The organism is Methylophilales bacterium, assembly GCA_019823025.1.
Lineage (GTDB): Bacteria > Pseudomonadota > Gammaproteobacteria > Burkholderiales > Methylophilaceae > BACL14.
On the sequence record CP081940.1, the window covers coordinates 763,408 to 783,833 of the forward strand.

General features: G+C 34.4%; 20 protein-coding genes, 4 tRNA genes and 1 riboswitch. Of the genes, 9 read left to right on the top strand and 15 right to left on the bottom strand.

All coding sequences use genetic code 11. The annotated features are described in order from the left end of the window. Positions 1-10 precede the first annotated feature (10 nt). Both rpiA and phoU read left to right on the top strand, forming a co-directional pair. A complete protein-coding gene (rpiA, locus tag K6112_04125; GenBank protein QZP17222.1) occupies positions 11-673 on the top strand; it encodes a ribose-5-phosphate isomerase RpiA in 663 nt (220 codons plus the stop codon). A gap of 59 nt (positions 674-732) precedes the next feature. Then, the gene (phoU, locus tag K6112_04130; GenBank protein QZP17223.1) at positions 733-1,437 is read left to right on the top strand and encodes a phosphate signaling complex protein PhoU; all 705 of its coding nucleotides are present in this window, start codon (positions 733-735) and stop codon (positions 1,435-1,437) included. 6 nt (positions 1,438-1,443) lie between these two features. On the opposite strand, the gene K6112_04135 is transcribed toward phoU, so the two are convergent. Continuing rightward, on the bottom strand, positions 1,444-1,713 hold the full coding sequence (locus K6112_04135; GenBank protein QZP17224.1) for an oxidative damage protection protein: 270 nt from the start codon (positions 1,711-1,713) through the stop codon (positions 1,444-1,446). Between the two features lie 66 nt (positions 1,714-1,779). Next, positions 1,780-1,977: riboswitch (cobalamin riboswitch) on the top strand. Between the two features lie 136 nt (positions 1,978-2,113). On the opposite strand from K6112_04135, the gene K6112_04140 reads away from it, so the two are divergent. Beyond that, a complete protein-coding gene (locus tag K6112_04140) occupies positions 2,114-4,021 on the top strand; it encodes a TonB-dependent receptor (protein QZP17225.1) in 1,908 nt (635 codons plus the stop codon). Positions 4,022-4,124: 103 nt separating this feature from the next. Continuing rightward, positions 4,125-4,200, top strand: a tRNA-Phe gene (locus tag K6112_04145). 70 nt (positions 4,201-4,270) lie between these two features. On the opposite strand, the gene K6112_04150 is transcribed toward K6112_04145, so the two are convergent. The 3 genes from K6112_04150 to K6112_04160 form a co-directional block, all read right to left on the bottom strand. After that, entirely contained in the window at positions 4,271-4,801 is a 531-nt protein-coding gene (locus K6112_04150) for a hypothetical protein (GenBank protein QZP17226.1), read from the bottom strand. A gap of 370 nt (positions 4,802-5,171) precedes the next feature. Next, a complete protein-coding gene (locus tag K6112_04155) occupies positions 5,172-5,336 on the bottom strand; it encodes a hypothetical protein (protein ID QZP17227.1) in 165 nt (54 codons plus the stop codon). A 28-nt stretch (positions 5,337-5,364) separates the two neighbouring features. Beyond that, positions 5,365-5,568 carry a hypothetical protein gene (locus K6112_04160; protein QZP17228.1) on the bottom strand — a complete coding sequence of 68 codons (204 nt, stop codon included), beginning with the start codon at positions 5,566-5,568 and terminating at the stop codon, positions 5,365-5,367. Positions 5,569-5,698: 130 nt separating this feature from the next. Between K6112_04160 and K6112_04165 the strand changes: the two genes are divergently transcribed. The 3 genes from K6112_04165 (at position 5,699) to K6112_04175 (ending at position 6,877) form a co-directional block, all read left to right on the top strand. After that, positions 5,699-6,100, top strand: a complete 402-nt coding sequence (locus K6112_04165; protein ID QZP17229.1) for an MAPEG family protein — start codon at positions 5,699-5,701, stop codon at positions 6,098-6,100. Between the two features lie 100 nt (positions 6,101-6,200). After that, entirely contained in the window at positions 6,201-6,647 is a 447-nt protein-coding gene (locus K6112_04170) for a bacterioferritin (GenBank protein ID QZP17230.1), read from the top strand. Then, the gene (locus tag K6112_04175) at positions 6,644-6,877 is read left to right on the top strand and encodes a sulfurtransferase TusA family protein (GenBank protein ID QZP17231.1); all 234 of its coding nucleotides are present in this window, start codon (positions 6,644-6,646) and stop codon (positions 6,875-6,877) included. Before K6112_04170 ends, K6112_04175 begins: the two co-directional genes overlap by 4 nt. On the opposite strand, the gene K6112_04180 is transcribed toward K6112_04175, so the two are convergent. From K6112_04180 to K6112_04200, 5 genes are all read right to left on the bottom strand, one after another. After that, the gene (locus K6112_04180; protein ID QZP17232.1) at positions 6,866-9,673 is read right to left on the bottom strand and encodes a valine--tRNA ligase; all 2,808 of its coding nucleotides are present in this window, start codon (positions 9,671-9,673) and stop codon (positions 6,866-6,868) included. The two genes, K6112_04175 and K6112_04180, sit on opposite strands and share 12 nt — an antisense overlap. 73 nt (positions 9,674-9,746) lie before the next feature. Next, positions 9,747-10,490 carry a molybdopterin-synthase adenylyltransferase MoeB gene (gene moeB, locus K6112_04185; GenBank protein QZP17233.1) on the bottom strand — a complete coding sequence of 248 codons (744 nt, stop codon included), beginning with the start codon at positions 10,488-10,490 and terminating at the stop codon, positions 9,747-9,749. 59 nt (positions 10,491-10,549) lie between these two features. Beyond that, positions 10,550-10,625: transfer RNA gene (locus K6112_04190), tRNA-His, on the bottom strand. 8 nt (positions 10,626-10,633) lie between these two features. Continuing rightward, positions 10,634-10,710, bottom strand: a tRNA-Arg gene (locus tag K6112_04195). 53 nt (positions 10,711-10,763) lie between these two features. Continuing rightward, positions 10,764-10,840 (bottom strand) — tRNA-Pro (locus K6112_04200). Positions 10,841-10,973: 133 nt separating this feature from the next. Between K6112_04200 and folD the strand changes: the two genes are divergently transcribed. Together folD and dksA are read left to right on the top strand one after the other, a co-directional pair. Further along, positions 10,974-11,834 carry a bifunctional methylenetetrahydrofolate dehydrogenase/methenyltetrahydrofolate cyclohydrolase FolD gene (gene folD / locus K6112_04205; protein QZP17234.1) on the top strand — a complete coding sequence of 287 codons (861 nt, stop codon included), beginning with the start codon at positions 10,974-10,976 and terminating at the stop codon, positions 11,832-11,834. A 50-nt stretch (positions 11,835-11,884) separates the two neighbouring features. Continuing rightward, entirely contained in the window at positions 11,885-12,601 is a 717-nt protein-coding gene (gene dksA, locus K6112_04210) for an RNA polymerase-binding protein DksA (protein ID QZP17235.1), read from the top strand. A gap of 27 nt (positions 12,602-12,628) precedes the next feature. On the opposite strand, the gene pnp is transcribed toward dksA, so the two are convergent. The 6 genes from pnp to nusA form a co-directional block, all read right to left on the bottom strand. Continuing rightward, positions 12,629-14,734 carry a polyribonucleotide nucleotidyltransferase gene (gene pnp, locus K6112_04215; GenBank protein ID QZP17236.1) on the bottom strand — a complete coding sequence of 702 codons (2,106 nt, stop codon included), beginning with the start codon at positions 14,732-14,734 and terminating at the stop codon, positions 12,629-12,631. A 134-nt stretch (positions 14,735-14,868) separates the two neighbouring features. Next, entirely contained in the window at positions 14,869-15,138 is a 270-nt protein-coding gene (rpsO, locus tag K6112_04220) for a 30S ribosomal protein S15 (GenBank protein QZP17237.1), read from the bottom strand. 66 nt (positions 15,139-15,204) lie between these two features. Next, a complete protein-coding gene (gene truB / locus K6112_04225) occupies positions 15,205-16,107 on the bottom strand; it encodes a tRNA pseudouridine(55) synthase TruB (GenBank protein QZP17238.1) in 903 nt (300 codons plus the stop codon). Positions 16,108-16,116: 9 nt separating this feature from the next. Then, positions 16,117-16,455 carry a 30S ribosome-binding factor RbfA gene (gene rbfA / locus K6112_04230; GenBank protein QZP17239.1) on the bottom strand — a complete coding sequence of 113 codons (339 nt, stop codon included), beginning with the start codon at positions 16,453-16,455 and terminating at the stop codon, positions 16,117-16,119. Then, entirely contained in the window at positions 16,456-18,918 is a 2,463-nt protein-coding gene (gene infB, locus K6112_04235; protein ID QZP17240.1) for a translation initiation factor IF-2, read from the bottom strand. A 21-nt stretch (positions 18,919-18,939) separates the two neighbouring features. Continuing rightward, on the bottom strand, positions 18,940-20,406 hold the full coding sequence (gene nusA / locus K6112_04240) for a transcription termination factor NusA (GenBank protein QZP17241.1): 1,467 nt from the start codon (positions 20,404-20,406) through the stop codon (positions 18,940-18,942). Positions 20,407-20,426: the final 20 nt, after the last annotated feature.

Genomic DNA, 20,426 nt, shown 5'->3' on the forward strand with positions numbered 1-20,426 from the left:
TTTACGAAAAATGGCTTTAACACAGGATCAATTAAAGAAACAAGTTGCGGATGCAGCAATTGAGCATGTCAAATCAGGAATTATTGGCGTTGGTACAGGATCGACGGCCAATTTTTTTATCGATGCACTTGGCGAAATTAAAAACAAAATCGAAGGGGCTGTCGCTAGCAGTAAATCAACGGCTGATAGACTTGAGGCTCATGGTATCGAGGTATTCGACTTAAACAGTGTGAACAATATCGATATATACGTGGATGGTGCAGATGAAATTACCGAGCATATGCATATGTTAAAAGGTGGTGGTGGTGCGTTAACAAGAGAAAAAATTGTTGCCGCTAATTCAAAAACATTTATTTGTATATGTGATGAAAGCAAATATGTTCCGACCTTAGGTAAGTTTCCTTTGCCTGTTGAGGTGTTGCCTATGGCAAGAAGTTATGTCGCTCGAGAGCTGACTAAACTAGGGGGGCAGCCGCAACTGAGGGATTTTACAACAGATAATGGAAATGTCATTTTAGATGTACATGGATTAACTATTAAAGACCCTATTGATATGGAAGCACAGATCAATCAAATTGTAGGTGTCGTCACTAATGGTTTATTTGCTAAGCGACCTGCAAATATTTTATTGCTTGGGACGAGCGATGGAGTTAAAACATACGCAAAAAACTAGGCAATATTCATATTATTGTCATAAAATGATATTAAAATTTAAGTTTTTGGAAAAATATTATGGCCTCAGAACACATATATAAACAGTTTGACTCAGATCTCGGAGACATCAGAACCAAGGTTCTTGAGATGGGCACCATTGTTGAGGAACAAATAAGTAATAGCGTTCTTTCAATGGTTGAGTCTGATACGAAATTAGCTGGGGAAGTCATTGCTCGTGATACTGAAGTCAACTCACTTGAATCTGTCATTAATGAAGATATTTCATTGATTATTGCTAAAAGATCTCCCACAGCCGGTGATTTAAGAAATGTATTAATGATGTTCAGAATTATTACTGACTTAGAGAGAATCGGAGATGAGGCAGCAAAAATTGCTAAGGCGACTATCAGGATTTTTGAGAGTGACCGAATGAGTAAACCTAGATTTAAAGAAATTAAAAGTATCGCTGCTAATGTTCAAAGCATGCTCAAATCATCTTTAAATGCCTTTGCTAGATTAGACACAGAAGATACCATCAATGTCCTAAAGAAAGATGAAGAAGTCGATGATGACTATCGATCTTTTATGCGACAACTGGTTACTTTCATGCTCGAAGATCCAAGAACAATCTCAATGTCCTTGGAAATGATATTTGTAACCAAATCGCTTGAAAGAATAGGAGATCACGCAAAAAATATCTCGGAAGGCGTTATTTATACAGTGAGTGGCGAAGACGTTCGACACGAACCCATTGAAAAAATTATTAAGACACTAAATTCCTAAAGGTTTTTACTTTGGTGGGACGTAACCAGAGGCTTCTTCAGCACCGTCACCAAAAAAATATGCCTCCGTTTGTTCTGTTAAATACTTTCTTGCTTGCGGGTCGACTAAACTTAGTCTATTTTCGTTAACAAGCATGGTTTGGTGTTTTAACCAACCTGCCCAAGCTTCCTTAGATACAGTTTCAAAAATTTTAATTCCTAACGGACCTGGATAGGGAGGAAAATCCATACCCTCTGCCTCTTTATTAAGCTTCACACACTGAACTTTTCTTGCCATTGAGTAATTCCCCTACTGAATATTAAAAAAACTAACTAATTAATTATAAATTAATAAACGCATGTTAGTATTAAATTTGATTGAGGTGATAACTAATTATTTCTTTATTTGTTATTTAAACGGGAAGACAAGTGAAATGCTTGCACTGCCCCCGCAACAGTAATTAAGGATGGATATTCAATTCAACCACTGGGATTAAATCCTGGGAAGGTTTTATATTTAGTCTTATTAGTCTGGAGACCGGCCTTATCAAACTAGCTTGAAAGTATTGCGGGGAGGCAATATTTGTTGATAAGACTTTTTTTCTTAAAAAATTTTTACAATTTTATAAACACTCTCTTAATACATTCATTTTTATAAATATATTTATCCGGGGAAGGATAAATTAGGGAGAAAAAAGTTGTCTAAATTTAAAATAGCATTACCATTATTATTAGCCTTACCACAAATAGCCATAGCAGATCTTGCACTCGAAGAAATTGAAGTCACTACACCTTTAAGAATTCCAGAGGAAGCAAAAAATGTAATTGCTGATACAACCGTTATTACATCGGATGAAATTGAAAGAGCAGGGCTATCATCACTACCTCAGCTTCTTCAACAACAACCTGGAGTCGAAATCACTAATTTAGGTGGCCCTGGAAAAGTTTCATCAGTTAATATTCGTGGAACTAGCTCAACTCATTCAATTATCCTATTAGATGGGATGCGAATAGGTGCATCAACATCTGGAATGACTGCTATTGAAAATTTACCACTTTCACAAATTGAAAGAATTGAAATTGTGAGAGGTCCAGTTTCGAGTCTCTATGGCCAAGATGGTATTGGAGGTGTGATACAAATTTTTACAAAAAAAGGCAAGAAAGGATTTCATCCATATGTCTCTGCAGGTTACGGAAGATATAAAACAAAGGAAATGGCTGCTGGAGTAGCTGCTGGTAATAATTCTACTTCGTTCGCATTAAATATCGCTGGAATGAATACAGATGCTTTTTCAGCTTTTGCCCCAGATGATTCGAAAGCTAATAACACACAAAATATTGATAAAGATCACTATAGAAACCGGAGCATTTCATCAAACCTCTCTCATCAATTTAACGAAAAAGTAAAAATTGACTTACAATATTTTTTATCTACAGGCAGGAATATGTATGATAGTCGTTATGCAAATTATGATAACTCTTATGTTGATTACAAAAATAAAAGCAAGGTGGAAACTTACTCAGCCAAAATCACCGGAAAGATTAACGATAAATGGGAATCTTCAATAAATATTGGAAAAAGTACTGATCTTTTCTCAGGTCAACAAAAATATAATAATGCTACTTTCCAATGGGTATCAGGCGAAATTGATATGTATGAAACTTCACAGTATCAACTTTCTTGGCAAAACAATGTTGATCTAGAATATGGTTCACTAGTCCTTTTGTATGATTTCTTAAAAGAAGAAATTGATACGACTCAACCTTATGATAAAACCAAAAGAACAAATAATGGCTTTGTAGTTGGCTATAATATTCAACTAGAAAACCATACTATTCAAACAAGTCTTCGAGAAGATATTAATAGTCAGTATGATAATGAAACAACAGGGTCGATTGGCTATGCTTATCAAATAAATCCAGAATGGAGAATAAGCTCATCATATGGCACGGCATTTGTAGCACCGAGTTTTAATTATCTATATTGGGCAAGTGGAACTCATGCTCTAGGTAACCCAAATCTCAAACCAGAAAAATCTGAAAACATTGAAGCAAGCTTAAGATATCAAGATAGCTCTTCTTCAATTTCATTAACAGGGTATCAAAATACTATTGATGATTTTATTATCTATAGCTATATTTCCGCAGGTAATAGAGAGAATACTCGAAATATTAATGAAGCTAAGATACAAGGTTTAACAGTAGCTGCTGATAAATTTTTTGGAAATTTTGAAGCAAAAGCAAGCATCACAACTGAATCTCCACAAAATAAACAGTCAGATAAAAACTTGCCGAGAAGGGCTAATTTATATGGTAGCGCGAATTTTAATTACTATGTTCAAGATTGGATATTTGGTTTAGAACAAATTGGATCAGGCAGAAGATATAATGATGAACCAAATAATGAAAAAATTGAGGGATATATGATTACAAATTTAGTAACCAATTATATATTCAACGAAAAATTTACAATCAACATAAGATTAGACAATGCTCTTGATAAAGATTACGCACTTGCATATGAAGGACCTCAGTCGGACAACACTGGACGAGTTTATCAAACACCGGGTAGAAGCCTTTCTGCTAACTTACGATATGATTTCTAAGAATTAAATTAGGTAATGGATAGGTTCAATTTCGAACCTGTTCATTAATTAATTCTTTGGGCATCTGATATTTTTGTTATAATTCACCCTGTTTTTTTTGTAAGGCCAGATAGCTCAGTCGGTAGAGCAGTGGATTGAAAATCCTCGTGTCGACAGTTCGATTCTGTCTCTGGCCACCATTTTAAAAACTATTCCCCAATATACTCAGCCGAAGAAAATTTATAAAGTAGGCCCTATATAAGCTGAGGTCTAATTACTTTTGAAAACAGAAGTAAACTGACTAAATCTTTTAAGTTTAAGTAAAAAGAAAAAGATTAGACCATAAACCATATTAGTTAATAAATATTCTGGGTAGTAATTCCATCCATGAATAATTGATTCAAAAAAGCTAGGATTTCCAAATAGCCCTGAGAAAATATAGTAGGTATTTGTTGAAATTATAAAGGCAAAAGTGATGGAAATTAATAGAATAGGAACGTAAAAATTCAGATGTTGATATAAATTTTTGCTCTTTAATAAATAACCTGAATAAAAAAGAATTGCATACGTAGGGATCAGGCCCCAGTAACCATCTGTTAAACAGAACCCTTTACTGACATCAAATACCGCAGAACCAAAATCTATTAAAGCACCCACAAAAAACAAGGTGAAAAATAATGTTAAGGACGGGATAAAAAAACCAAGTATTAAAAATAATATTAATGACATATCAGGCAAGTTCAACTCAGTTAAAAAATGACTTCCCCTAGTCATAACCATCAATGCGAGAATTATAGTCAAAACTATGACTCTGTTACCTATTAAATTACCCATTTTATTGATCTCAAATATAAAGTTAATGTATTTAGATTAGTTTCCAATTATACATGTCTGATTAGAATGCTAAAACGGATAGATTGAAATTAGCTAGAAAAAAATTGCAAATGAATAGCTTGTCAGGATAGGGTTCTATTTATGATAATAGTTATTTATTTAAGCCAGAACATAGTATTGATTATGCACTGAGGGCTCTCACTAAAATCTAAAAAATATTATTTATTTTTAGATTTTAATTCAATGTTTTTAAACTCTAGGTAAGTCATTACGACACCTACAATTGCTAAAACAAAGCAAAAAAGTCCAACAAAAAATATTAATGGGTCTTCCATTTTTATTTCCTAGTGATAAGTTTGAAATAGATGGCAAATGTCAAAATTGATGGAATCCAAGTTGCTGTAAACAACCCTTCTTCTTTCTGACCATTAAACCAAAGATAAGCTGTTGTAATAAAAGCAACGCCGACTGATACTAAAATACATAGATCTGATGTTTTCATATTTATCTGTCCTTTAAATAAATTAAGATTAGTCTTCTTTCCAAAAAGCCCATGAAGCAATTAATAAAAATATAACAGCTAATGTTGCATGTGACCTAATTTCTGTAGTGCCAGGGATTTTGAAAATTAATAGATCAATATCATAGATTCCCAGCATTATCATTCCTACCACCAGCCACACAATGGTTATAAACGAAACAGCCAAGGCTAATTTACCAATCAATTTTTTCAAGCAACAATCCTTGTATTGTAATTTTATGATTATGATACAGACTTTATATTTTACTTAATTTTATATGTGATAGACAATATAATTTATTAGATGTTCAATGATTAATGTAATTCATTTTAGGGATTAAACTATGTTATTAATAACCGCTTTTTTTTCTTCAATACTCGCGCTAATATTTTATAAGCTCTCAATTAACGTTATACGGTTAAGAAGGAAATATAAAGTCTCATTAGGTTCATCAAAAAAACATAAAGATTTAGAGCAAGCAATCCGTGCGCATGGAAATTTAAGTGAGTTTCTTCCCATCGGTTTAATTTTGTTAGCTTGTTTAGAAGTAAATCATCTTCCCAAGATCGTTGTTTTTTTGTGTGGTCTATTTTTTCTCATAGGCAGATATCTTCATGCAACTTCTTTTTTAAAAGATGAAATCAATGCTTCTAATCGTGTATTGGGAATGAAAATAACTCACTGGAGTATTATTCTGATGGCTATCTTAAATATAATTACAGTTATTGTTCGAGTCATTCTTTAAAAGCTAAGGCTTAAATACAAATAATAGTAATTCGTATTAACAACGTATTTTTTAAACTATGTTTTAATTCAAATGTAAATTTAAATTAAGGAAATATATTATGAATAAAGAAAAAATAATTAAATCATTAAACCAGATTCTTGAAATGGAACTAGCAGGGGTTGTTCGTTATACTCACTACGCATTAATGGTATGTGGATATAGCAGGATTCCAATTATTGGATGGCTTAGAGGGCAAGCGACTGAATCTCTAGATCATGCAAATCAAGCTGGAGAGCTAATCACAACACTTGGTGGCCATCCCTCACTTGGTATTGGTCCGTTATTAGAATCTCACAATCATGATATTGGAAATATTTTAAGAGAGTCTCTTGATCATGAGCTCGCTTCTTTAAATTGCTACAAAGACCTTCTTAAGTTAGTTGAAGGTGACTCCGTAATGCTAGAAGAATATGCAAGAACGATGATACATACTGAGGAAATGCATTTAGGTGAAGTAGATAAAATGTTAAGAAATCCTGGTGACGTTGAACCCTTTAACAAATGAAATTTGACTTAGAAGTCGATGCTATTGGTCTCAAATGTCCTCTCCCAATTTTATATTGTAAGAGGGGACTAAATAGCATATCGGATAATCAAATATTAAAAATTAAAACTACAGATAAAAGTGCCCTCAAGGATTTCAAATCTTTTTGTGATAAAACCGGGCATCAACTTGTTGAACATTTTAAACAAAACGAAGTAACTATTTTTTATATCAAAAAATTAACTTTGTAATTTTTTTAGCTGCTGAACTAACTTGTCTTTATGCTCAGTAAATTTTTTGAGCCTTTCTTCTTCTTGCTTAATAATTTCTTTAGGGGCTTTGCTTACAAAGTTTTTATTGTTAAGTTTTATGCCCGCTTTATTTAAGTCTATTTCTGCTTTCTCAATTTCTTTTTTTAATCTTATTGCTTCTGCTTCCTTATCAACTTCTATATTCAGCATGACCTTATAATTACTAACGATCGCCACAGGCGCCTCCTTTTCCGGAAGGTCTTCGGTAATTTTTGCATCAGATAGTTTTGCCAAACTGATGAGATATGGTAGGTATTCCTCAAGCTCTTTTTTATTTCCTGATAACGCTAATGGAATTTTATTCGCCGGTGAAATATTCATCTCACTCCTGAGACTTCTAACATTATCTATTAATTTTTTAAGTGTGCTTACCCATTCAATTGAGTGCTCATCAATTTTTTCTTCTCTTGATTTTGGAAATTTTTCAAGTGTAATAGACTCATGATCTTTTCGTATTAATGGAATAATTATCTGCCATATTTCTTCAGTGATAAACGGTATGACTGGATGGGCCAATCTCAAGATAGATTCTAATGTAGATAGTAATGTTCTTCTAGTTGCTCTTTTTTCAGACTCATTGCCCTTATGAATTTGGACTTTCGCAAATTCTAAATACCAATCACAAAATTCATCCCAAATAAATTGATAAAGCTCTTGAGCTACTAAATCAAACCTATATTCGCTATATGCCCGCTCTATATTTTTAAGCGTACGTTGCAGTTTACTGACTATCCATCTATCTGCTTGAGAAAAACTTAAATAACCATCTACACATTTTCCAAAACCGTTATCATCCTCGTCACAATTCATCAATACAAATCTTGACGCATTCCATAACTTGTTACAAAAATTACGATAGCCATCACATCTTTGTAAGTCAAATTTAATATCTCTGCCTGGACTTGCTAGGCTCGCAAAAGTAAATCTTAGAGCGTCTGTTCCAAAAGATGAGATGCCCTTGGGAAATTCTTTTGTTGTTTTTTTAACAATTGATTCAGCCTGTTTTGGGTTCATTAAGCCTTGGGTTCTTTTTTTTAATAAATCTTCAAGTGAAATACCATCTATTAAATCAATAGGATCAAGAACATTACCTTTTGATTTACTCATTTTTTGCCCATCTTGATCTCTAATCAAACCATGAACATAAACGTGTTTAAAAGGAATCTTATTTGTGACATATTTTGTCATCATTACCATTCTGGCTACCCAGAAAAATATAATATCAAAGCCGGTAACAAGCACTGATGAGGGCAAATACTTATCTAATGCTACATTAGATTTTTGTGGATATTCAGGTGTCCAATCAAGTGTTGAGAATGCCCAAAGTGCAGATGAAAACCATGTATCTAAAACATCATCGTCTCTTTTCAGGGCACCTTTATAGCCTTCTTTTTTTGCTAATTTAGTGGCTTCTTCATATGAATGTGCTACAAAAACCTCTTTATTTTCTCCATACCAAGCTGGTATTTGGTGTCCCCACCAAAGTTGCCTTGAGATACACCAGTCCTGAATATTTTCTAGCCATTGGTTATAAGTATTCACCCAATTATTCGGATAAAACTTAATGTCTCCTTGCTCCACTAAATCAAGGGCTTCCTGCGCGATACTTTTACCATTTGGACCATTTGATTTTGTCATTGAAACATACCATTGGTCTGTTAACATTGGCTCTATAATTGAATTGGTCCTATCTCCCCTAGGTACTTTCAATTTGTGTTTCTTAATTTTATCTAGATATTTTTTCTCTTTTAAATCTTCTATAATTTTTTTTCTAGCAGCAAACCTATCCAAGCCTTCATATAAATCTGTTCCATTTTTATTGATGTGCCCATCAAGAGTTAAAATGTTTATTATTGGCAGGTCATGTCTTGCACCGACAGCATAATCATTGAAGTCATGAGCAGGGGTAACTTTTACAATTCCTGTGCCAAATGTTGGATCAACATAATCGTCTGCAATAACTGGAATTTCTCTATCAATAAGTGGAATGAGTACCTTTTTACCAATTAATTTTTTATATCGATCATCATCAGGATGCACCATCAAAGCTGAGTCGCCTAACATTGTCTCAGGTCTAGTTGTCGCAATAGTCAGGTAATTTTTTCCACCCTTGAGAGGATAATTAATATGCCATAAAAAACCATCTTCTTCTTCTTGTAAAACTTCCAAATCAGAAACAGCTGTTTGCAAGGTGACATCCCAGTTAACTAATCTTTTACCTCTATAAATTAAACCATCTTGATATAGTTTGACAAAAACCTCCGTCACGCTTTTTGATAGGCCGGCATCCATTGTGAATCTCTCTCTCGACCAATCTGGTGAAGTCCCTAGACGGCGCATTTGTTGCGTAATCTTTCCTCCTGATTCTTCTTTCCACTCCCAGACTTTTTCAATAAATTTTTCTCTTCCTAGTTCATGCCTCGAAATATCTTTTTGATCTAACTGCCTTTCAACAACAATTTGGGTCGCAATACCTGCATGATCTGTACCTGGCTGCCATAAAGTATTTTCACCTTTCATTCTATGGTATCTAGTGAGCATATCCATAAGCGTTTGATTGAAGCCATGCCCCATATGAAGTGTTCCGGTAACATTTGGGGGGGGTAACAAAATTGAAAAGGAATCCAATTTAGATTCATCCTCACCTATCTTATAGTAACCATTAGATTCCCAATATTGATACCATTTATCCTCAATATCAGCAGGTGAAAAGGTTTTCGCTAATTCTTTTTTCATTAAATTTAGTTAGGAGTTTTAAGTGATAATATTAACATGCGAGATGAATCAACTTTTTTATTTTAGATAGTTTTTAAGAACAAATTTCACAATTTTTATCTTTCTGAATTTTAAGGCTCTTAAAATCAATATCTCTATGGTTGATTAATAATAATTTCCCATGAAGTGTGGTTCCTATGTTTAACAAAACTTTAATTACTTCGCCTGCTTGAATTGAGCCCACTAAACCTACTAATGGTGAAAAGACTCCATGATCAGAACATTTTAAATTTTGTTCTTCATCACCCCTTGGAAAGAGGCAATTATAACAAAGAGAGTTATTAGTTCTAAAGTCAAATATAGATACTTGGCCATCAAATTTTATTGCAGCACCAGAAATTAGTGGCCGCTTTAAGTCAAAAGCAATTTTATTTAAGGCATAACGAGTTTCAAAATTATCAGAGCAATCTACAATCACATCAACACCATCCGCTATAGACTTAACTTCGTCAATATTTAATTGTTTTTTTATAGCTACAACATTTATGTCTGAATTAATTCTATTAAGAGCTATTTTTGCAGATTCAGCCTTATTCAGTCCTATTGATTTTTCTTCATGAATGATTTGCCTTTGAAGATTTGATAAGTCAACGCTGTCAAAATCACAGATTGTAATTTTACCAACTCCAGATGCTGCTAAATAAATAGCTACAGGAGACCCCAGACCTCCAGCACCTATAATTAAACAATGACTTTGAAGTAATTTTTTTTGTCCTTCAAATTCTATTTCTGGCAACAGAATATGTCGACTGTATCTTTCAAGCTCTTTGTCTTGCATGATTTTTATATTTTTTGAATTTATAAAGAGTATTTCACATCTTAAAATAAGAAACAAATTGGGGTGGCTGATGGGGCTCGAACCCACGACAACTGGAATCACAATCCAGGGCTCTACCAACTGAGCTACAGCCACCATAAGATTGGCCTGCCCGACAGGATTCGAACCTGTGACCCTCTGCTTAGAAGGCAGATGCTCTATCCAGCTGAGCTACGGGCAGCTAACTAAATTATAGTAAAGCATTTTTACGGGCTTGCATTTACTTTTTTTATATGGTCGGGGTGGAGAGATTCGAACTCCCGACATCCTGCTCCCAAAGCAGGCGCGCTACCAGGCTACGCTACACCCCGAACGCGCAAATATAGCGTAAATAAGGCATTCGGTCAAATTTAATATCTATTCTATATTTAATAATTGTCAATATATTAATATCATCATCTTCTGATAATATATATTGTTTATCAAAATGGATTTAACTTAATTATGACTGCAAAAATTATAGACGGTAAAGCAATTGCCGAACAAAACCTAAATAAACTTAAGAACGAAATTATTGAAAGAGAAAATGAAGGTATAAGGCCTCCTTGCCTTGCTGTTATTCTAGTAGGTGATGATCCTGCATCTTCAATCTATGTAAACAAAAAAAAATCGGCGTGCGCAAACGTCGGAATTAAATCAGTCTCCCACCAGCTGCCTTCTGATACAACTCAATCTGATTTAAATAATTTAATTAATACACTTAATCAAGATAAAGATGTTGATGGCATTCTTGTGCAATCTCCGCTGCCTAAACATCTTGATGAAGACTTAATAATTGAACTCATCAGCCCAAATAAGGATGTTGATGGTTTTCACCCATTCAATATAGGTTCTCTTGCCATAAGACAACCAAGATTAAGATCTTGCACACCTTATGGTGTTATAAAAATGCTAAAAGCATCAAATATTAACTTAGAAGGACTTGATGCAACCATAGTAGGAGTTTCAAATAATGTTGGTCGCCCAATGGCATTAGAATTATTACTTGAGAAATGTACTATTACTTCTTGTCACAGCAGAACAAAGGATTTAGAGAATAAAGTCCGTCAGGCAGATTTAGTTGTTGTTGCTGCTGGGAGACAAAATTTAGTAAGAGGCGAATGGATTAAAAAGGGAGCGATAGTTGTTGATATTGGAATCAATAGAATCAATAATAAATTAGTTGGTGATGTTGAATTTGAAGTAGCAAGCCAATTTGCCTCACATATAACGCCTGTACCTGGAGGTGTTGGTCCTATGACAGTTGCAACTTTGATGGAAAACACATTACAGGCACAGAAGTTAAATGATATTGGCTTGCAATGAATATCAAAAAGTGTAAACTTCGGCGTTCAGAAATATTTTAGGATTTAGTCATGGCAGAAAAGAAATCATTATTATCTAAGGTTAGAGCTGCAGTAAAAAAAGTTACTGCTAAACCTCAAGTTAAGAAAGCTGCTGCTAAACCTCAAGATAAGAAAGCTGCTGCTAAGTCAAAAGTTACTGCTAAACCTCAAGTTAAGAAAACTGCTGCTAAGTCAAAAGTTACTGCTAAACCTCAAGTTAAGAAAACTGCTGCTAAGTCAAAAGTTACTGCTAAACCTCAAGTTAAGAAAACTGCTGCTAAGTCAAAAGTTACTGCTAAACCTCAAGTTAAGAAAACTGCTACTAAGTCTGTTTCTGGCTTAAAACAGTTTAAGTCCTATACTCCTAAAGCAAATGAAAAGTATATGAGTAAATCACAAATTACTCACTTTAAAAAAATTCTTAATGACTGGAAAGTAGAATTAAGTACTGAGCTAAGCAGGACAGTAAGTCATATGCAGACTGATGTCACGACTTATGCAGACCCAAATGATCGAGCAAGCCAAGAATCTGAAATGGCTTTAGAGTTAAGAAATAGAGATAGAGAAAGAAAATTAATTAAAAAAATTAATGAAACCTTAAAAAATATTGATGAAGATGAATATGGATATTGCATGGGTTGTGGTGAAGAAATAGGACTGAATAGATTGCAAGCAAGGCCTACAGCTACCTTATGTATTGATTGCAAAACTTTACAGGAAATTAAAGAAAAACAAATGGCAAAATAAAAGCCCTCAAGAGGGCTTTTATTAATACTATTCTTCTTTCGCAGGTGGCTCAGTAAGAGCCTTTGCACTAACTCTTACTCGACCTTTATCATCAACTTCAATGACTTTCACTTTAACCTCGTCACCCTCAGAGAGATGATCCTTAACTGCCTTAATTCTCTCATGTGATATTTGAGAAATGTGAAGCAATCCATCTTTACCAGGTAACAATGACACTATTGCACCAAAATCAAGAATTTTAATTACTTTGCCATCGTATATTTGATCTACCTCAACATCAGCAGTAATCTCTTTAATCCGATTTAATGCTTCTTCACCTGACTCAGCTGAAGTACATGCAATTTTAATAAGGCCATTGTCATCAATATCGATTGTAGCACCTGTATCGGCAGCTAACCCCTTAATAACTGCTCCCCCCTTACCAATTACATCTCTAATTTTATCTGTATGTATTTTTAAAGTAAGTATTTGAGGCGCAAATTTTGAAAGTTTTTCACGACTACCTTTAAGGGATTTTTTCATTATTTTTAAAATATGATCAATACCTTCTCTAGCTTGGCTTAAGGCTACTTGCATTATTTCGGTAGTAATACCTGTAATCTTGATATCCATTTGAAGGGCTGTTATTCCATTATCTGTTCCAGCTACTTTAAAATCCATATCTCCTAGGTGATCTTCATCTCCTAAAATATCTGTCAAAACTGCAACTCTATTATCTTCTTTAATTAGCCCCATTGCTATTCCAGCTACATGATCTTTGACAGGCACACCTGCATCCATCATAGCCATCGTCCCACCACAAACAGAAGCCATTGAACTTGAACCATTTGACTCAGTAATTTCAGATACAAGCCTAATTGTATAATCAAAATCTTCTTGTGAAGGCAGCGCCGCACTTAATGCTCTTTTAGCTAACTTACCATGTCCAATTTCTCTTCTTTTTGGCGTTCCAACTCTTCCAGTTTCACCAGTCGCATAAGGAGGGAAATTGTAATGAAGCATAAATCTATCTTTATATTCTCCTTGAAGAGCGTCAATTATCTGCTCATCCCTGCCTGTTCCAAGTGTTGCTACAACGATTGCTTGTGTTTCACCCCTTGTGAACAATGCTGAACCATGTGCTCTAGGAAGTACGCCTGTTCTTATCTCGATAGGTCTAACTGTTCGAGTATCTCTTCCATCAATTCGAGGATTTCCATCAAGAATTTTTGACCTAACAATTTTGGCTTCAAGGTTATGAAATTCATCTTTAATTTGGTTAAGTTGATTTGTACTTGTATCTTCTTTAACTAGCTCACTTAAAACTTTTTCTCGTGTTTCACCAATTTTTTCTGATCTTTCACCCTTTGATTTGATTGCAAAAGCATCTTCTAGATCTTTCGTTGCAATCTTTTCAATATTTTTAACTAATTCTTTATCAACCTCTGGAGCTGACCAGTCCCATGGGTCTTTAGCGGCTTCTTTTGCTAAATCATTAATTAATTTTATTACTGGCTGCATAGCTTTATGCCCCTCTAAAACGGCATCAAGCATAACTTTTTCTGGAAGCTCTTTAGCTTCAGACTCGACCATTAATACAGCTGAATCACTTCCAGCTACTACTAAATCAAGCTGGCTAGTTTCCATTTGTGTTTTTGAAGGATTAATAACAAATTTATCATCAAGATAGCCAACACGAGTTGCGCCTATTGGTCCATGAAAAGGAATACCTGATATCGCTAATGCCGCTGACGCACCAATAATAGCTGGAATGTCCGAATCAATTTCACTATCTGACGACATTACTGTTGCTACTATTTGTATTTCGTTATAAAAATTATCTGGGAATAATGGTCTTAGAGGCCTATCAATTAATCTACATGTTAAAGTTTCTTTTTCGCTTGGCCTTCCTTCTCTTTTAAAAAATCCACCTGGAATTTTTCCTGCTGCATAATTTTTTTCTTGATAATCCACTGTGAGTGGGAAAAAATCTTGACCTTCTTTGGCTTCTTTCCTTCCAACTGCTGTAACTAAAACCACAGTATCTCCATAACTTACCTTTACCGCGCCATCTGCTTGCCTAGCTATCTCACCTGTTTCTAATATTAAATCATGCTCACCAAACTTAATACTTTTCTTTATTACATTAAACATTTATTTTTTATCCTTTTATATTTTTATAAAGTCTCATTATTCACTTCCTAATAATGGACACATCTTCATAACAAAAAAGCCGATTCTACAATTAACTAAATTGTATGCAATCGGCTTTAAATTTCATTAACCTATTATTTTCTTATGCCTAGGCGTTTAATTAGTTCTTGATATCGACCTAAATTTCTACCTTTCAAATAATCGAGAAGCTTTCTTCTCTGGCTAACTAAAGCAAGTAGACCTCTTCTTGAATGGTGGTCTTTTGCGTTAGTCTTAAAGTGTTCAGTTAGATAGTTAATACGGTCAGTTATTAAAGCGACTTGAACCTCTGGTGACCCAGTATCATTTTTTGCCGTCTGAAACTCTGAAACTATTTTTGCTTTTTCAACTGCAGTGCTTGTCATTCTTTTCTCCTATTCGCGACCGCATATTTTAACGGCATTCTTGTTAATTAACAATATTTTTTTAATTTAATTTGTTGATATTAATCTGACTACTTTTAATAAATTTTTACTATCAATTTCTCCTAGACCAATAAATGCGCTATTTTTGGAAAAAAGTCTATAAATTTCAGGATTTACTTTTTTTGGAAGCTGAATTTGCTGCCCATTTTTAATAAAATTTTCTTCTGATTCGGTTAAGATAATTTTTGGATATTCGTCAACTAGTACTTCCGTTGGCATTATAAAATCATTTCTCTTGTCTGCTGAAAGGGCCTCGATTTTATCTAAACTTAGAGCATCTTGAACGTTTAAATTACCAATTTTTGTTCTTCTTAAATCTATCAAATATCCATCCATTCCAAGTTTATAAGCTATATCTTCTGCCAATGTTCTAATATAAGTCCCTTTACTACATGACACCGCAAATTTTATAATATTCTTTTGATACCTTAATAATTTTAATTCTGAGATTTTTATTTCTCTTTGTTGTCTCTCAATTTTTACTCCTTCTCTAGCCAATTTATATAATGGTTGTCCTTTATGTTTCAGTGCAGAAAACATGGGAGGAGTTTGATTTGATAAGCCAACAAACGAACTTAGTACTTCTTCTAATTTATCTAAAGATATCGATATAATTTTTGATTCCGTCAACTTGCCTTCAGCATCACCTGATGAGCTTTTCCATCCAAGCTTTATTGATGCCTCATAAGTTTTTTCTGAATTGAGTAAGTGACTTGAAAACTTTGTTGCTTCCCCTAAGCATATTGGAAGTAACCCAGTGGCTAGCGGATCAAGAGTTCCTGTATGGCCAGCTTTTTGTGCTGAAAAAATCCATTTAATTTTTGATAGTACTTGATTTGACGAATAGCCTAAAGGCTTATCAATTAATAAAAGCCCATTAATCTTAAGCTTTTCTTTATTTTTACTCATCAGAATTTTTTACGAGATCACTGAATCCAATAACTTTGATATTTTTGTACTTTCATCAATTGTTTTATCATATTCAAAATGGAGTTTTGGTATACCTCTAGTTGACATCCTTTTTGCCAAAAGAGACCTAAAGAATGGTAACGATCGCTGAAGACCTTTAACAATTTCCTCATCATAATGATCTGCGACATAAAAAACTTTTGCATTTTTTAAATCATGTGCAACTTCAACATCGATAATTGAAACACTTTTTAGTGCTGGGTCTTTAATTTCTATACTTAAAATATCAGCTATTTCTTTTTTTATCTGTTGGCTGATACGATCACTTCTTGGATAGTCTTTAGGCATTTATAATTTTCTTGCTACCTGAACGTGTTCATAAGCTTCTAATTTATCATTTACTTTTAAATCATCAAAATTCTTGATTGATAAACCACATTCAAAATTTGATTTTACTTCTTTTACATCGTCTTTAAATCTTTTTAGAGAATCTAATTGGCCTTCATAAATTACAGTATCATCCCTTAAAAGCCTTATATTTGCACCTTTTTTAATTACGCCATCAAGAACAAAACATCCTGCAATTGTTCCTACCTTTGAGGCTTTAAAGATTTCTCTTATCTCGACCATACCAAGAATAACTTCTTTTTGTTCAGGGGATAAAAGACCGCCAAGCGCGGCTTTTACTTCGTCTACAGCTTCATAAATAATACTGTAATAACGAACATCAATATCCAGACTTTCTCCTAATTTTCTTGCTCCTCCAGAAGACCTAACATTAAAAGCGATAATTACTGCATTTGATGCAGAGGCAAGATTAATATCAGATTCATTAACTGCGCCAACCGCTGAATGAACTACTTTTACTTTGACTTCATCCGTTGAGAGCTTTTCAAGAGAGCCTGCTAATGCCTCACATGAACCTTGAACATCAGCTTTTATAATTAGAGGTAAAAATCTTACCTCAGCTTCCGTCATCTGTTCCATTATATTTTCAAGTTTTGATGCTTGTTGCTTTGCTAACTTAACATCTCTAAATTTACCTTGTCTGAATAATGCAATCTCTCTTGCTTTTTTCTCATCGTTAATGACTATAAACTCATCCCCTGCATTTGGTACATCTGATAACCCAATAATTTCTGCAGGAATTGATGGAGTAGCCTGCTTAATATTTTTACCATTTTCGTCAAGCATAGCTCTTATTTTTCCAGATGCATTTCCAGCAAGCAATGTATCAGACATATTTATAGTTCCTGATTGAACTAAAAGCGTTGTAACAGGGCCTCTTCCTTTATCAAGCCTACCTTCCACAATAATACCTTTGGCAGGAGTATTAATTGGTGCTTTTAATTCAAGCACTTCAGCTTGCAATAAAACGGCATCAAGTAAATCATCTATTCCTTGGCCTGTCTGTGCTGAAACTTCTATAAACATAGAGTCACCTCCAAGCTCCTCAGGTATTACCTCATGTCCTAAAAGCTCACCTCTAACTTTTTCAGAATTAGAATCAGGCTTATCAATTTTATTTATGGCAACGATTAATGGAACCCCTGCTGCTTTAGAGTGATTAATTGCTTCAATAGTTTGTGGCATCACACCATCATCAACAGCAACGACTAAAATAACAATATCCGTAGCTTTTGCGCCTCTTGCTCGCATCGCAGAAAAAGCCTCATGTCCAGGTGTATCAAGAAATGTAATCATTCCTTTTGGTGTTTCAACATGGTATGCACCAATATGTTGTGTAATACCGCCTGCCTCACCTTTTGTGACTTTGGTAGTTCGAATATAATCTAGTAACGAAGTTTTTCCGTGATCAACATGTCCCATTACAGTTACGACCGGTGGTCGTGGTTCAATCACCTCATCCAATGAAGATGATTCTTCATCTAAAAATGACTCTAAATCATTTTCTTTAGCTGCTTCTGGTTTATGGCCCATCTCTTCCACAACAATAATAGCTGTGTCCTGATCAAGAACTTGATTGATAGTTACCATCATTCCCATGCCCATCAATGTTTTAATTACTTCGGTAGCTTTAACTGACATTTTGTGCGCTAAATCACCAACTGAAATAGTCTCCGGAATTAGTACATTTTTGACAATTGGTTCAGATGGGGCTACAAAGTTTTGATCATCAGTTTCATCTTTATTTTTATTTTTATTTTTTGGTGAACGCCACCCCTGGTTATTGTCATTACGGGTTTTAATTGGTCTCTTTTTAAGATTTTTATCGACCCATTTGTCTTTAAGTTCGGTTTTCTTTGAATCCTTATCTACCTTCACATTTGCTTTTGACGCAGGTCTATGAAGAGTTCCGTCTTTAGATTCCTTTTGGTTTACTTTGGCAGCTTTTTTATTTTTTACTTCCTCTGCCTGGGCAGCCATTAAAGCCGCATTTCTTTTTTCTTCTTCCTCACGGATTTCTTTTTGATTCTTGTCAGCTACAGCTTTTTTTTCAACTGCTGAGGTATCTTCTTTTACCAATTCATCTTTAACTTCTTTTCTTTGTTCTGGTTTGACAATTGTTCTTTTTTTTCTTACTTCAACTTGAATAGTTCTTGCTCTTCCATCACTGTCTGTTTTTCTAATTTGAGTATTTTGTTTTCTTGTTAATGTAATTTTATTTTTGTTTGTATTCGATGCGCCATGTTCAATTTGTAGATAATTCAAAAGAGCTGATTTATCTGCTTCTAATAGCTCTTCAGCGCCGGATGTCTTTTTAATTCCTGCACTTTCAAGTTGCTTAAGAAGTAAATCTATTGGTAAATTTAATTCATTGGCAAATTTTTCTACTGTTGATTTTTCCATGTTAACTCCAATAAATTTTTATTAAACAAACCAAGGTGCTCTTGCTGTCATTATTAATTCTTTTGCTCTCTCTTCATCCATTTTAACTATGTCAAGTAGTTCGTCAGCTGCAAGCTCTGCTAAGTCTTCCATTGTAATAATTGATTTCGATGCCAATAGCTTGGCAGTATCACTATCCATACCTTCCATATTTAGCAAGTCATCTGCCGGTGATTGAATTTTTTCTTCATTTGATATTGCTTCTTTCAAAATAACAGCACTTGCTCTTGAGCGAAGCTCATTTACAGTATCTTCATCAAATGCTTCAATTTGTATTAGCTCATCTATTGGTACATAAGCTATTTCTTCAAGAGTTGAAAATCCCTCATGAACTAAAATATCAGCAATGTCTGCATCCACATCTAGCTTCTCAATAAATAATTGACTAACGCTGGTATATTCATCTTTTGTTTTCTGATCAGATTCTTCTTCACTTAAGATATTTAATTCCCACCCTGTTAGCTCAGTTGCAAGCCGAATATTTTGACCATTTCTTCCAATTGCTTGTGCTAGTTGGTCTTCAGACACAACTAAGTCCATACTTTTTTTATCCTCATCGACCATAATGCTTGATATTTCTGCCGGTGCCATTGCATTTATGACAAATTGAGCAGGCTCAATTGACCAAAGAGCAATATCTACTCTTTCTCCTGCTAACTCACCAGTAACTGCCTGAACTCTAGACCCTCTCATTCCTACACACGTGCCAACGGGGTCTAACCTTTGATCATTAGCTTTAACTGCAATTTTTGATCTCAAACCTGGGTCTCTTGATGCCGCCATAATTTCTAATAGGCCTTCTTCTATTTCTGGTACTTCAAGCTCAAATAATCTGATTAAAAATTCTGGGGAGACTCTAGAAAGAATTAATTGTGGACCTTTAATTCCCCTATCGACCTCCATCACTATAGCTCTAACCCTATCACCGATTCTTAAATTTTCTTTTGGAATCATTTGTTCTCTCGGGAGAACCGCATCGATTCTTCCAATTTCAATGATTGCATTCCCTCGTTCCATTCTTCTAATTTGACCTGAAACTAATTTTTCATCTCGGGCCAAAAATTCATTTAGAATTTGCTCACGCTCAGCTTCTCTTACTTTTTGAAGAATTACTTGCTTAGCTGCCTGCGCCCCTATTCTGCCAAACTCTACTGACTCTATTGGTTCTTTTATGATGTCATTCTCAACAAGGCCTTTTGCTCTATCGTCCTCTAATGAAACTTGTATTTCTTCATCTTCTACTAAATCTTCTGGAAGGATAGTCCATTTCCTAAAGGTTTCATATTCACCTGTCTCTTGGTCAATTTCTACTTTTATGTCAATCGCATCTTTATGCTTCTTCTTAGTAGCTGAAGCAAGTGCTTCCTCTACAGCTTCAAAAATAATCTCACGCTCAACACTTTTTTCGTGTGCCAAAGCATCTACTAACAATAAAATTTCACGACTCATTTAAATACACTCCCTACTTC

Bases quoted from the DNA above. Each gene is read 5' to 3' on its own strand.
- rbfA (QZP17239.1), bottom strand. From the start codon at position 16,455: ATGCCTAAAGACTATCCAAGAAGTGATCGTATCAGCCAACAGATAAAA.
- rpiA (QZP17222.1), top strand. From the start codon at position 11: ATGGCTTTAACACAGGATCAATTAAAGAAACAAGTTGCGGATGCAGCA.
- infB (QZP17240.1), bottom strand. From the start codon at position 18,918: ATGGAAAAATCAACAGTAGAAAAATTTGCCAATGAATTAAATTTACCA.
- nusA (QZP17241.1), bottom strand. From the start codon at position 20,406: ATGAGTCGTGAAATTTTATTGTTAGTAGATGCTTTGGCACACGAAAAA.
- K6112_04135 (QZP17224.1), bottom strand. From the start codon at position 1,713: ATGGCAAGAAAAGTTCAGTGTGTGAAGCTTAATAAAGAGGCAGAGGGT.
- phoU (QZP17223.1), top strand. From the start codon at position 733: ATGGCCTCAGAACACATATATAAACAGTTTGACTCAGATCTCGGAGAC.
- K6112_04155 (QZP17227.1), bottom strand. From the start codon at position 5,336: ATGAAAACATCAGATCTATGTATTTTAGTATCAGTCGGCGTTGCTTTT.
- folD (QZP17234.1), top strand. From the start codon at position 10,974: ATGACTGCAAAAATTATAGACGGTAAAGCAATTGCCGAACAAAACCTA.
- truB (QZP17238.1), bottom strand. From the start codon at position 16,107: ATGAGTAAAAATAAAGAAAAGCTTAAGATTAATGGGCTTTTATTAATT.
- K6112_04175 (QZP17231.1), top strand. From the start codon at position 6,644: ATGAAATTTGACTTAGAAGTCGATGCTATTGGTCTCAAATGTCCTCTC.
- pnp (QZP17236.1), bottom strand. From the start codon at position 14,734: ATGTTTAATGTAATAAAGAAAAGTATTAAGTTTGGTGAGCATGATTTA.
- moeB (QZP17233.1), bottom strand. From the start codon at position 10,490: ATGCAAGACAAAGAGCTTGAAAGATACAGTCGACATATTCTGTTGCCA.
- K6112_04170 (QZP17230.1), top strand. From the start codon at position 6,201: ATGAATAAAGAAAAAATAATTAAATCATTAAACCAGATTCTTGAAATG.
- rpsO (QZP17237.1), bottom strand. From the start codon at position 15,138: ATGACAAGCACTGCAGTTGAAAAAGCAAAAATAGTTTCAGAGTTTCAG.
- K6112_04180 (QZP17232.1), bottom strand. From the start codon at position 9,673: ATGAAAAAAGAATTAGCGAAAACCTTTTCACCTGCTGATATTGAGGAT.
- dksA (QZP17235.1), top strand. From the start codon at position 11,885: ATGGCAGAAAAGAAATCATTATTATCTAAGGTTAGAGCTGCAGTAAAA.
- K6112_04165 (QZP17229.1), top strand. From the start codon at position 5,699: ATGTTATTAATAACCGCTTTTTTTTCTTCAATACTCGCGCTAATATTT.